We start from the raw sequence: 13,698 nt of genomic DNA on the forward strand, positions 1-13,698 counted from the left end.
GTTATGACCACAAGGATGGTGAATTGGATTGAACAGCTGTTGTTCCGGCACCGGAAATTGGTGATGGCGGTGTTTGCCCTTGCCACGGTGGCGTTGGCCTTCAGTGCCAGTCAGCTAAAGATGGATGCGGCCTTTACCAAGAACATACCGCTCAATCATCCCTACATGGCTACCTACCTCAAGCACCAGGAGCAGTTTGGCGGCGCCAACAGCATCATGGTGGCGGTCGAGGACAGCAGTGGCAACATCTTCAACCCCAAGTTTTTTGATGTGCTGCGGGAGATTCACGATCAGCTGTTCTTCGTGCCCGGGGTTAATCGTAGCCTGGTGAAATCCTTGTATTCCCCTTCAACCCGGTTTACCGAGGTGGTGGAAGACGGTTTTCAGGGGGGGCCGGTGATCCCCGCCGACTTCAGGCCGACCGAGGAAGGGCTGGCGGTGGTCAAGGGCAACATCGAAAAGGCCGGCGCCGTAGGACGGCTGGTGGCCGATGATTTCAGTGCTGCTATGGTCAGCGCGCAACTGTTGGACCGCATCGCCCTCAATGAGCAGGAGCGAGCCGAAGCCCAGGCCCTAGGGCTGACGGACATGACCAAGCCCATGGACGTGCTGGCACTGGCCGAGACTCTGGAGCAGGAGCTGCGGGTCAAGTATCAGGATGACCAGATAAAGATTCACATCATCGGTTTCGCCAAGATGGCCGGGGATGTGGCCGAAGGTGCGGCCGGTGTGGTGGCGTTTTTTGTTATTGCCCTGTTCATCACCGCGCTGATGGTGTGGTACTTCTGCCGCAGCATCAAGCTGACCCTGTTGCCGCTGCTGTGTTCGCTGATCGCGGTGGTGTGGCAGCTGGGGGGCCTGACGGTGCTGGGCTTTGGCCTGGATCCCATGTCGATTCTGGTGCCGTTTCTGGTATTCGCCATCGGCGTCAGTCACGGGGTGCAGATGATCAATGCCGTCGGCCATAAGGTAGCCGAAGGCCATAATGCCAAGGCGGCGGCGCAGCTGGCGTTTCGCAGCCTGTTGATCCCCGGTGGCGTGGCACTGCTGTCGGACACCATCGGCTTTCTGACCCTGCTGTCCATCGACATCGGCATCATTCGCGAATTGGCCATCACCGCGTCACTGGGTGTGGCGGTGATCATCCTTACCAACCTGGTGCTGCTGCCGGTGCTGCTGTCGTTTGTTACCTTCAGTGAACGTTACCTGGCCAAGATGCGGGTTGCCCATGCTTCGGTATCGCCGGTCTGGAAGGCAATTTCGGTGTTTGCCTCCAAACGCTGGGCGGTGATCATCGTGTCGGCGGCGGTGGTGCTCTATGGCGCCGGCTACCTTAAATCGCAGCAGATGAAGATTGGCGATCTGCATGCCGGGGCGCCGGCCTTGAAGGCCGACAGTCGCTATAACCTGGACACGGCCTTCATTACCGACAAGTTCTCCATTACCACCGACGTACTGACGGTGATCGTAGAGGGCTTCCCGGAAGCCTGTACCTATCACCATGTGCTGGAACGCATCGACAGGTTCCAGTGGCAGATGGAAAATGTGCCGGGGGTGGAGTCTGCGGCCAGTCTGGGCTCGGTGGCGCGAGTGGTCAACGGCGGCTTTAACGAGGGCAACCCGCGCTGGCGGGTGCTGCCTAGAACCACCGCGACTCTGGTGCAGTCGGTGGCGCAGATCCCCACCTCTACCGGCCTGCTTAACAACGACTGCAGCGTGATGCCGGTGTACCTGTTCCTGAAAGATCACAAGGCGGTGACCATCGACACCGTGGTGGCAGAAGTCAAGAAGCTGACGTCAGAGTATGACACCGACGAGCTGAAGTTCCGCCTGGCCTCCGGTCCGGTGGGGGTGATGGCGGCCACCAACGAAGCGGTAGAAGCGGCGCAGACGCCGATGATGCTGTACGTCTACGGGGCGGTATTCCTGTTGTGTCTGGTTAGCTTCCGCTCCATCCGTGCCACCATTGCGGTGATTGTGCCACTGTACCTGGTGTCGACCCTGGCACAGGCATTGATGAGCATGCTGGAGATTGGCCTGACGGTCTCGACCCTGCCGGTGATCGCCCTGGGGGTGGGCATCGGGGTCGACTATGGCATCTACATCCTGTCGAGCATGTCGATTCTGTTGCGTGAGGGCATGCCGGTGCAGCAGGCTTACCTCAAAGCGCTGTGCGATCGGGGTAACGCGGTGGTGTTCACCGGCATCACCCTGGCGGTGGGGGTCAGCACCTGGGTATTCTCGGCGCTGAAGTTCCAGATGGACATGGGCATAATGTTGACGTTTATGTTCCTAGTGAACATGTTAGCCGCGATTATTCTCCTGCCAGCAATGGTTAAGTTGTTGTGGTTTAATCGAAAAGCCTGATTGCCTAAATAGGCACCATGAATAAAAAGGCCGCATTTGCGGCCTTTGTTGCATAGAAAGCGTGCATTATTGACGCTTTTTTCAGATCTTCCTGTTTAACCGCCTATAACCGCTATTTTCGAAAGTGGATTGTGCTCACAGTTCCCAAAAAATGGTGATACACTTCGCTTCAAGTCGCGGGGCCGAAGGGGCCGCTGCGGCTGGAAAAAACCATAATAAAATACTGGTGCCATTGCAGCAGAGGGAATAAGCAACATGGCTAATAACGATTCCATCCCTTCCGTACTTCTAGACAACGTTGTGGCCCTCATCCACAACAACATGCCGAAAAAAGAAGCCGCGCTTCTGGAAAGTTTCGCGCACTCTCTCTACGGGACCTTGTCCCGCGACGATCTCTACGCCCGTAGCGACAGCGACCTTTACGGCGCCATCCTCAGCCTTTGGAACAGCCTCAATACCGTGACCGCAGGCGCGGCCTTTAACCGAGTGTTCAATCCGGCTCAAAGCACCCACGGCTGGCAGTCCAACCACACCGTAGTGGAGATGATTCAGCCGGACATGCCGTTTTTAGTGGACTCGGTGTCCATGGCCCTGAACCGCATCGGGGTAACGTCGCACCTGTTGATCCATGTGCCGTTGGCCATCAGCCGCGACAAGCAGGGACGGATTACTGCGCTGCGTTCGCTGGCGGATGCCAAACCCAAGGATGAACGTACCGCGGTGTTCTTGATTGAGGTGGACAACCTCACCACCCAGGAAGAGATCTCCGGGCTGGAGAATGAACTCAACTCGGTGGTGGCCGATGTCGAGTCCTCGGTCAACGACTGGGAGGCGATGCGGGCCCAGATGGGCGAGACCGTCAAAGAGATGATCGCCTCCGACAGCGACGGTAAGCACAAGGAAAGCTCGCAGTTTATGCAGTTCCTGCTTGACCATCACTTCACCTTGTTGGGCTTCCGCCGCTACGACCTCAAAGCGGTGTCCGGCGACATCGAGTTGGTGCCGCTGATGGAAACCGGCTTGGGGATGATGCGGTCCAAGGAGAACGGTCGTGAAAACCTGCTGCTGTCGACCCTGCCTGAAGCCGCCCGGCGCGAAGCCCTGAGCGAGCATCCGCTGGTATTGACCAAAACCAACTCCAAGAGTCGGGTACACCGGCCGGCCTACATCGATTACATCGGTGTGAAGCGATTTGACGACAACGGCAAGGTGATCGGTGAAGACCGCTTCATCGGTCTGTACGCGTCCACCGTTTACAACCGCAGCCCTCGCGGCATTCCGCTGCTGTCCGGCAAGCTGGACCGAGTGATGCAACGCTCCAAGCTGGCGCCGAAGTCCCACGATTACAAAGCGCTGATGAACGTGCTGGAGACCTACCCTCGGGACGAACTGATTCAGGCCACCGAGCAGGAACTGCTGGAGTTTGGCCTTGGCGTGCTGCAGATGCAGGACCGCGACAAGGTGCGGTTGTTCCTGCGCAAGGATCTGTTTGGCCGCTTTATCTCGGCCATGGTGTACGTATCTAAAGACCGTTACAACACCCAACTGCGGGTCAACACTCAGCAGTTGCTGGCGGAGCATTTCCGGACTCAGGAAGACGTAGAGTTCACCACTTTCTTCTCCGAGTCGACCCTGGCCCGAACCCATTACCTGGTAAAAGTCGAAGATAACGATATGGATATTGATGTCACTGAGTTGGAAACCAACTTGGTTGAGCTGACCCGCTCCTGGGAAGATAAAGTCGACAGCGCCCTGCGCAAAACCTTTGGCCAGGCCAAGGGTAAGGCGATTGCCAATAACTACATTCCTGGCTTCCCTCGCAGTTACAAAGAGGACGTGTTGCCGTCGGCGGCGGTGGTGGACGTGGCCAAGCTGGCCAAGCTCGGCGACGATCACAACCTGGGCATGCTGTTCTACCAGCCGCAGGAAGCGGTATTGGACAGCAACCACGTTCGGCTGAAGCTGTTCCATAAGGATGAGCCCATCCACCTGTCGGACGTGCTGCCGATGCTGGAGAACTTCGGCCTGCGGGTGATCGGCGAGCGTCCGTACTGCATCAACACCAGCGATGGTCAGGTGTACTGGGTGCTGGACTTCAACATGACCCTGTCCGGCAACATCGACGCCGACATCAACGCCTCACAGCAGCGATTCCAGGATGCCTTTGCCAAGGTGTGGTCCGGGGCGCTGGAAGACGATGGTTTTAACCGCCTGATCCTGTCCGCCGGGCTGACCGGCCGTGAAGCCAGTGTGCTGCGTTCCTACGCCAAGTACATGCGTCAAATCGACGGTACTTTCTCGCAAAGCTACATTGAAGAGACGCTGAGCCACTACCCGCACATCGCCACCTTGCTGGTGAAGATGTTCGATCGTAAGTTCAACCCGGGCGCCAAAACCAAACGGGATCTGGACAAGCAGGTGGAACTGGCCAACACCTATCTGGACGACGTCAGTAACCTCGACGACGACCGCATCATTCGTCGCTTCATCGAACTGATGCAGGCGACCCTGAGAACCAATTTCTATCAGCGCGGCGACAACGGCGCAGAGAAGAGCTACATCTCCTACAAATTCTCGCCGATGATGATTCCGGAGATGCCGCTGCCGCTGCCGAAGTTTGAGATCTTCGTCTACTCGCCTCGCGTGGAAGGGGTGCACCTGCGGGGCGCCAAAGTGGCTCGCGGTGGCTTGCGCTGGTCCGATCGCCGTGAAGATTTCCGGACCGAAGTTCTGGGGCTGGTGAAGGCGCAGCAGGTTAAGAACACCGTCATCGTGCCGTCCGGTGCCAAGGGCGGCTTCGTCTGTAAGAACCTGCCGTCGGAGCGCGAAGCCATGCTGGCGGAAGGTAAGGCCTGCTACCAGATTTTCATCAGCGCGCTGCTGGACATCACCGACAACATCGTTGCCGGCGAATTGACCCCACCGCAACAGGTGGTCCGCCACGATGAAGACGACCCCTACCTGGTGGTCGCGGCGGACAAGGGCACTGCCACCTTCTCGGACATCGCCAACGCCATCTCTGAAAGCTACGATTTCTGGCTCGGCGATGCCTTCGCCTCCGGTGGTCAGTTTGGTTACGACCATAAGAAGATGGGCATCACCGCCCGCGGCGCCTGGGAGTCGGTGAAGCGCCACTTCCGTGAACTGGGGGTGAACTGCCAGACCACCGACTTTACCTGTCTGGGTATCGGCGACATGGCCGGCGACGTGTTTGGTAACGGCATGCTGTTGTCCCGCCACATTCGCCTGCAGGCGGCCTTTAACCATCAGCACATCTTCATTGACCCGGCGCCCAACGCCGAGGCCAGCTACGTCGAGCGGGAGCGCCTGTTCAACCTGCCTCGCTCCAGCTGGGAAGATTACGACATCACCCTGATCTCTGCCGGTGGTGGCATCTTTAGCCGCAGCGCCAAGTCCATCAAATTGACGCCGCAGATCAAATCGATGATTGGCACCACCAAGAACCAACTGCCGCCCAACGAACTGATCCGTCATCTGCTGAAGATGGAGGTGGATCTGATGTGGAATGGCGGCATCGGCACCTATGTGAAGGCCAAGAGTGAAACCGACGCCGATGTGGGCGACCGCGCCAACGACGTACTGCGCATCAATGGCGGCGACCTTAAGGCCAAGGTGGTGGGCGAGGGCGGTAACCTGGGACTGACCCAGCTGGGCCGTATCGAATACGCCATCAGCGGCGGTCGCATCAACACCGACTTTATTGACAACGTCGGTGGGGTGGATTGTTCCGATAACGAGGTCAACATCAAGATCCTGCTGAATCAGTTGGTGGCAGAAGGCGACCTGACCGTGAAGCAGCGCAACCTGTTGCTGGAAAAGATGACCGATGAGGTGGCCGAAATCGTGCTGCGGGATTGCCGCGACCAGGCCCAGAGCATCTCGGTCACTCAGGTGGACAACGCCGATCAGCTCAAAGAGCAGATTCGCTTTATGCAGCATCTGGAGAAGTTGGGCAAGCTGGACCGATCGCTGGAGTTCCTGCCCAACGAAGATGAACTGAATGAGCGCCTGGTTGCCGGTGTTGGCATGACCCGTCCGGAGTTGTCGGTGTTGGTGGCGTACGCCAAGATGGTGCTCAAGGAGCAGCTGGTGTCGCCGGAGATCACCGACAACGAGTTCCTGGCCCGCCGTTTGGTGAACTACTTCCCACAGGAGCTGCAGCAACGCTTCGCCGAGCAGATGGGCAAGCACCCGCTGCGCGGTGAGATCATCGCCACCGACCTGGCCAACGACATCATCAACGACATGGGGCTTAATTTCATCCAGCGTATGCAGGATGAGACTGGTGCCGCAGTGGAAGAGGTCGCGATATGTTACTCTATCGCCTGTCAGGTATTTGATCTCGAAGATCTTAAGCAGCAGATCAACGCTCAGGACGACGTGGATGCACACCGTCAGAGCGAACTGCTGTCGCAGGTGCGCCGCACTATTCGCCGAGTGACCCGCTGGTTCCTGCGTCACCGTAATCGCAGCCTGAGCATCGAAGCGGTATCGAGTTTCTACCGAGGTGTGGTGGAAGAGTTGGATGCCGGATTCGATCGCTTCCTGGTTGAAGATGAAGTGGCGCAACTGGCCAAGGACGAAGACGCACTGGTTGAACAGGGCGTGTCGGTTGAGTTGGCACGACGCATGTCGCATCTGAGCACGCTGTTCTCGGCGCTGGACATAGCCGAAGTGGCCAAGTCGGAGCAGAAGCCGGTTGCCCTGGTGGCCGAGACCTACTTCAAGCTCGGCGCCGGCATCGAACTGCACTGGTTCCTGAACCAGATCAGCGAGCAGCCGGTCAGCAACCATTGGCAGGCACTGGCGCGGGCCGCCTTCCGGGAAGACCTGGACTGGCAGCAGCGACTGTTGACCTCGGTGGTACTGCGTAACTGCGAAGGCGAATGCCAGGCCGACAACATCATCAACCTCTGGGTTGAGGCAAACGAACAAACCTTGGATAGATGGCTACACATGATGGCAGAGTTCCACAGCTCCAAAACACATGAATTTGCAAAATTCTCTGTTGCCCTACGGGAGCTCAATCTGTTGATCATGCGTTGTGATACCAATGGTTAATCATTAGCGAATCAAGCCTCGGTTTTTACCGGGGCTTTTTTTAGGAAGGAGAAAAAAAATTGTTTTATAAGATTGCGCAGAAGTTTCTATTTCAGACCAGTCCTGAGTTTGCTCATAACTTTGCAATCACCTCCCTGCGTCATACCGCTAATACCCCGCTGTCTGTGTTCTACAGCCAGAACGTCCCTTCAGCACCGGTAGAGTGTATGGGCATCACCTTTCCTAACCCGGTTGGCCTGGCGGCCGGCATGGACAAAGACGGTGAAAGCATCGATGGCTTTGCGGCCATGGGGTTCGGTCACATCGAGGTCGGTACCGTTACGCCGCGGCCACAACCGGGTAACGATAAGCCTCGAGCATTCCGGTTAAAGCCGGCGCGGGCCATCATCAACCGCATGGGGTTTAACAATAAGGGCGTCGATAACCTGGTTAAGAACATTAAAGCCAGTAATTCCGGCAAGGCCATTATTGGTGTCAATATCGGTAAAAATAAAACCACGCCTTTGGAAGAGGGCAAGAACGATTACCTGTATTGCATGGATAAAGTGTACGACGTTGCCGGCTACATTGCGGTTAATATCTCATCACCTAATACTCCTGGCCTGCGGACTCTGCAATTTGGCGAAATGCTGGATGATCTTCTCGGTAGCTTAAAAGATCGCCAGACCGAGTTAGCCAAACAGTACGATAAGTATGTCCCCATCGCATTGAAGATCGCCCCGGATCTGAGCGATGAGGAATTAAAGCAGGTGTGTGATGCCCTGCTAAAATATAAATTCGATGGCGTGATTGCCACCAACACCACCCTCGACCGCGACCCGGTTAAGCACCTTCCCGAGCACAGCGAAGCGGGTGGCCTCAGCGGCGCGCCCCTGACCCAGCGCTCTACCGAGGTGATTCGCAAGGCTGCCGAGTACCTCGACGGCCGATTGCCGATTATCGGAGTAGGGGGGATCGACAGTGCCCAGGACGGGATGGATAAGATCGATGCGGGCGCAAAAATTGTACAGCTGTATACCGGCTTTATTTATAATGGGCCGTGCTTAATTAAATCGATCACTGAGGCATTTCTTAAAAGATAACCCTAATTGATCAAATAATGGTCAGGCCGCAATATTGCGGCCTTTCTTTTTTATATCGATCGCGATCGACGATCCAAAAAGGATCGAATTCGAGATCCCCTTGGTATATAATTGATCGTTTAAAATAATTTATTTTATTTCTTGCCCAAACCTGAATATTTATATTAGTATAATTTTCATCCAGTAAATAAGGATGCCACTCATGTTGCTTATGCCTACGGTCAATTGGCGCTGGTTCTTCGAGCCGCAACACTCCAGGTTAGCACTCGACCTGGGGGATGAGATGGTGTTTGTCACTCCCTACGACGCCAGTCAGATTATTCCCGATGCTCTTCAGGGCATGGTTTTCAGTGCCGAGCACGCCGACTGTTACACCCAGCTGTTGTCCGACATTGGCAACCAGTTGACCCTGTCGGAGCCACAGCAGGTGCAGATTGCCATCAATGCCACCGCACTGGCGTTCTTTGCCCTGCCGAGAATGCCCAAGAGTTGGTACTTCCACCACAGCAACAGCATCGTCTACAGCCGGGTGGGTAAGCTGTGCCAGCTGGACACGGATCACGGCAGTGGTTTGTTTGTGGTGGTGCAATCGGAAGAGCGCAGTTCGCTGGTGATGCTGCTGTCCGAGGCTTTGCCGCTGTCTGCCAGCAAATCGCTGCCATGTTTCCAGCCCATCAAAGTGATGAACGATAGGCTGGTGCCAGCGCAGCAGGCCAAGCGACGGGCTCACTCTGCCGCCTGATCCTCGATTAGCGTCTACACAGCCGATCCGTTCCCGCTTTTTCGTCAGTCAGTTAGCTTCCTTGGCGCAACTGGTGCATTTTGCAGCACTATCCAGGTAATTGAGCGGTACGAACGCCCGCCATCAAGGTATAATGGGTGTTTTGTATCTTAATTGCCGGAATGCCATGAAGCGCTTTTACGCCGCCGTACCCAAGGGTCTAGAGTACCTGTTGGTCGATGAACTTAACCAGCTGGGAGCCGAAGAGGTCCACGAGGGCCTGGCGGTTGTCCATTTCCAGGCGGATCTTGCCACCGCATACCGCATCTGTCTGTGGTCCCGCCTTGCCAGCCGGGTAGTGATGGTGATCAGTGATTTCGAAATCACCGATGCCGACGACATGTACCATAAGGTCAAAGAGATCCACTGGCCGTCGCTGTTCTCCAGCTTGCGCGGTTTTATGGTGGATTTTCATGGCACCAACCGGGAAGTGCGTAACAGCCAGTTTGGCGCCCTCAAGATTAAAGACGCCGTTGTCGATTGCTTCAGCGAAGACAGTGGCCAGCGCCCCGGCATCACCAAGACCGATCCGGACATCAAGATCGATTGTGTCCTCAAGGGCGGTCGCCTTTCCGTAGGACTGAACTTCTCCGGCGCGCCGCTGCACCAGCGCGGCTATCGCCTGGATCACGGTCAGGCACCACTGCGAGAAAATCTGGCGGCGGCGATGCTGATCCGCAGCGGCTGGACCAAACATCAGGACCAGGCGTTGGTGGACCCGTTTTGTGGTTCCGGCACCCTGCTGATCGAAGCGGCGCTGATGGCGGCGGACAAGGCCCCAGGACTGCTGCGCGAACACTGGGGTTTCTACGCCTGGAAGGGCCACGACGATGCCCTGTGGGACGAGCTGTCCAACGAAGCCCAGGTTCGAGGCGATCGCGGCGCCCGTAGCTGCAAGACGCGCTTCATCGGTTCCGACCTGGACAGCCGGGTGGTGGGCATTGCCAAGCAGAACGCCGCCCGTGCCGGCGTCGATAAGCTGATTAAGCTCAGCCAGCAGGACGCCCTCAAGGCCCGGCCTGAGGTCAAAGAGCCCGGCTTCATCGTCACCAACCCCCCTTATGGCGAACGCCTGGGCAACCTGTCCGGGATGATCGGCCTCTATTCCGATCTTGGTCGCGCGTTGCGGGGTCATTGGGGCGACTGGAAGCTGAGCCTGCTGTGCAGCGACGACATGCTGTTCAACGCCCTGCGGATGCGCAGCGACAAAGAATACAAGCTGTTTAACTCCAACCTGGAAGTGAAGCTGGCCAACTACCAGATTCGCGCTCGCCAGGAGCAGGAGTCCAATGAACCGGCTCAGCCGCGGGGTGGAGAAGAGTTTGGTAACCGCCTCAAGAAAAACCTCAAACAACGGACTAAGTGGCTCAAGGGCGAGGAGATCGACAGCTTCCGCCTGTACGACGCGGATCTGCCCGATTACAACGTCGCCGTAGACCGCTATCAGGACTGGGTGGTGGTGCAGGAGTACGCGCCGCCAAAGACCGTGGATGAAGCCAAGGCCAAATCCCGGCTGGTGGACATCATGTGGCAGATCCCTCAGGTGCTGGATGTGCATCCGGATAAGATCGTGCTTAAGACCCGACAGCGTCAGAAGGGCAAGAGCCAGTATCAGAAGCAGAAATCCCGTTCCATCGATCTGAACGTGATGGAGTACGGCGCCTGTTTCAAGGTCAACCTGACCGAGTACCTGGATACCGGCCTGTTCCTGGATCATCGCCTGGCCCGTCGTCACATTCAGCAGCACAGTAAAGGCAAGGACTTCCTGAATCTGTTCGCCTACACCGGTTCGGCCTCGGTGCACGCCGCCCTCGGTGGCGCCCGCAGTACCACCACGGTGGACATGTCCAAGACCTATCTGGCCTGGGCCGAAGAGAACTTTGAGCTGAATCGGATCAAGGGGCGCCAGCACCAGTTTGTGCAGGCCGACTGCCTGGCCTGGCTGGAGCGCTGTAATCAGAAATACGACTTTATCTTTATCGATCCGCCGACGTTCTCCAACTCCAAGCGGATGGCCACCACTTTCGACATTCAGCGGGATCACCTGCGGCTGATGACCGACCTCAAGCGCCTGCTGCGTCCGGGCGGGACCATCTTGTTCTCCAACAACAAGCGCAACTTTAAGATGGATCTCGACGGCTTGGCGGAACTGGGCCTGGCGGCGCAGAACATCAGCGATAAGACCATGTCGCCGGACTTCGCCCGCAACAAGCACATTCACAACGCCTGGCTGGTGAAGCATGCCTGAGTACACCCTGTTTCATACCGACGGTTGCCACCTGTGCGAACTGGCACAGGCGCTGGTGAAAGAGGCCGGGCTTGAGGTACACCGCCAGGACATCATCGATTCTCCCGAATGGGTGGCGGCGTATGGCGAACGGATTCCGGTGCTGCGCCACAGCAGCGGCCGCGAACTGGGCTGGCCTTTTGACGCCCTGACCTTGACGCAGTTTACAGACGACCAAACATCATGAGCCTAATCAGAATTAACAATGGCCAACTGGCCTTCGGACATACGCCGCTGCTGGATCACGCCCAGTTTATTCTTGAGCCCCACGAGCGGGTGTGTCTGGTGGGCCGTAACGGTGCCGGCAAATCCAGCCTGCTGAAAGTCCTGGCGGGGCTGCAGGAGATGGACGACGGCACCAAGGGCATCGACACCGGCATCAAGATCGCCTATCTGCCCCAGGATCCACCGCGGCAGCAACAGGGCAGCGTCTATCACTACGTGGCTCAGGGCCTGGCGGAGGTGGGTGAACTGCTGGAACGCTATCAGAGTCTGAGTTTGCTGGTGGCCGACGACCCCAGCGATAAGAACCTGTCGAAACTGCACCGGTTGCAGGAGCAGATGGAGGAGCACGGAGCCTGGGGCGCCGAGCAACAGATCAGCCAGACCCTGAGCCGCCTGAACCTCAATGGCGATACCGCCATGGGCGATCTCAGCGGCGGCTGGCAGCGCCGGGCCGCCCTGGCACGGGCACTGGTGCGCCAACCGGACGTGCTGTTGCTGGATGAGCCGACTAACCACCTGGACATCGATGCCATCGAGTGGCTGGAAGAGATGCTGAAAGGCTTTGCCGGCAGCATCGTGTTTGTCAGCCACGATCGCGGCTTCATTCGCCGCACCGCCACTCGAATTGTGGATCTGGACCGCGGCAAGCTCAGCAGCTTCCCCGGCGATTACGCCCATTACCTGGTCGCCAAAGAGGAAGCACTGCGGGTTGAAGAGGAGCAGGCGGCGGAGTTTGATCGCAAACTTGCCCTGGAAGAGACCTGGATTCGTCAGGGAATTAAGGCCCGCCGGACCCGCAACGAAGGCCGGGTACGGGCACTGAAAGCGATGCGACAGGAGCGGGCCGAACGCCTGAGCCGTCAGGGAAATGCCAACATGAAGATGGAGAGCAGCAGCCTGTCCGGTAAGCTGGTGTTCGACATCAAAGGCCTGGGGTTCTCCTGGCCGGATAAAACCATCGTCGCGCCGATGGATCGCATCGTGACCCGCGGCGATCGCATCGCCATGATCGGTCCCAATGGTTGTGGTAAATCGACCCTGATTAAGTTGCTGCTGGGCGAACTGGCCCCGCAGCAGGGTGAGGTGAAGCAGGGCACTAAGCTGGAAGTGGCCTATTTTGACCAACACCGCACCGACCTGGATCTGGACAAATCGGTACAGGATAACGTGGCCGAAGGTAAGCAGACGGTGACCATCAACGGTAAAGATCGCCACGTTCTGGGTTACCTGCAGGACTTCCTGTTTGCACCCGCTCGGGCCCGCAGTCCGGTTCGCAGCCTCTCCGGAGGGGAGAAAAACCGGCTGTTACTGGCGAAACTGTTCCTGAAACCGGCAAATTTGTTGGTTATGGATGAACCCACCAACGATCTGGATGTCGAAACTCTGGAATTGCTGGAAGCCAAACTGGCCGAGTACAACGGCACCTTGCTGCTGGTGTCTCACGATCGTGAGTTCATCGACAACACGGTGACCAGCACCTGGTGGTTTGGTGGCAATGGCTTGTGGCACGAATACGTGGGTGGTTACAGCGACGCCCATCGACTCGGCGCTCGGTTCTTTGGCGAAGAACTTCAGCAGAAAACGGCTGAAGTGGCTGATAAACCGGCGAAAGAGGAGAAAAAATCGGAGCCGGTTAAAGCTAAGAAGCTTTCCTACAAATTACAACGTGAACTTGACGCGCTTCCTGCTAAGATGGAGGCCCTCGAGGAGGCCATTGAGGCCTTGCAACAACAGATTGCGGCTCCCGGGTTCTTTGATCAGGACTCGAACGAGACCAACCGCATCCTGGCAAAACTGGCTCAGGATGAACAAGAATTGGAACTGTGTTTCAGCCGATGGGAAGAGCTGGAAACAATGCAAAATTCAGGCTAAGG

At 57.2% G+C, this 13,698-nt stretch carries 7 protein-coding genes; all 7 read left to right on the top strand.

Annotated elements, in window-relative coordinates:
- The first annotated feature begins 3 nt into the window (after nt 1–3).
- A complete protein-coding gene (locus J8Z22_RS11065; RefSeq protein WP_028112769.1) occupies nt 4–2,367 on the top strand; it encodes an RND family transporter in 2,364 nt (787 codons plus the stop codon).
- A 255-nt stretch (nt 2,368–2,622) separates the two neighbouring features.
- Nucleotides 2,623–7,449 (top strand): NAD-glutamate dehydrogenase, encoded by a 4,827-nt coding sequence (locus J8Z22_RS11070; RefSeq protein WP_252010393.1) that lies wholly within the window; start codon nt 2,623–2,625, stop codon nt 7,447–7,449.
- 59 nt (nt 7,450–7,508) lie between these two features.
- On the top strand, nt 7,509–8,531 hold the full coding sequence (gene pyrD, locus J8Z22_RS11075) for a quinone-dependent dihydroorotate dehydrogenase (RefSeq protein WP_252010394.1): 1,023 nt from the start codon (nt 7,509–7,511) through the stop codon (nt 8,529–8,531).
- Nucleotides 8,532–8,733: 202 nt separating this feature from the next.
- Nucleotides 8,734–9,273, top strand: coding sequence for a cell division protein ZapC (locus J8Z22_RS11080; RefSeq protein WP_028112772.1), 540 nt, complete (start codon nt 8,734–8,736; stop codon nt 9,271–9,273).
- A 166-nt stretch (nt 9,274–9,439) separates the two neighbouring features.
- Nucleotides 9,440–11,560 (top strand): bifunctional 23S rRNA (guanine(2069)-N(7))-methyltransferase RlmK/23S rRNA (guanine(2445)-N(2))-methyltransferase RlmL, encoded by a 2,121-nt coding sequence (rlmKL, locus tag J8Z22_RS11085; protein ID WP_252010395.1) that lies wholly within the window; start codon nt 9,440–9,442, stop codon nt 11,558–11,560.
- The gene (locus J8Z22_RS11090; RefSeq protein ID WP_252010396.1) at nt 11,553–11,786 is read left to right on the top strand and encodes a glutaredoxin family protein; all 234 of its coding nucleotides are present in this window, start codon (nt 11,553–11,555) and stop codon (nt 11,784–11,786) included. The genes rlmKL and J8Z22_RS11090 overlap by 8 nt, the downstream gene beginning before the upstream one ends.
- Complete coding sequence (locus tag J8Z22_RS11095; protein WP_252010397.1) at nt 11,783–13,696, top strand: ABC transporter ATP-binding protein; 1,914 nt, start codon at nt 11,783–11,785, stop codon at nt 13,694–13,696. The genes J8Z22_RS11090 and J8Z22_RS11095 overlap by 4 nt, the downstream gene beginning before the upstream one ends.
- Nucleotides 13,697–13,698: the final 2 nt, after the last annotated feature.

It is taken from the genome of Ferrimonas sp. SCSIO 43195, from assembly GCF_023716685.1.
Classification (GTDB): Bacteria; Pseudomonadota; Gammaproteobacteria; order Enterobacterales; family Shewanellaceae; genus Ferrimonas; species Ferrimonas kyonanensis.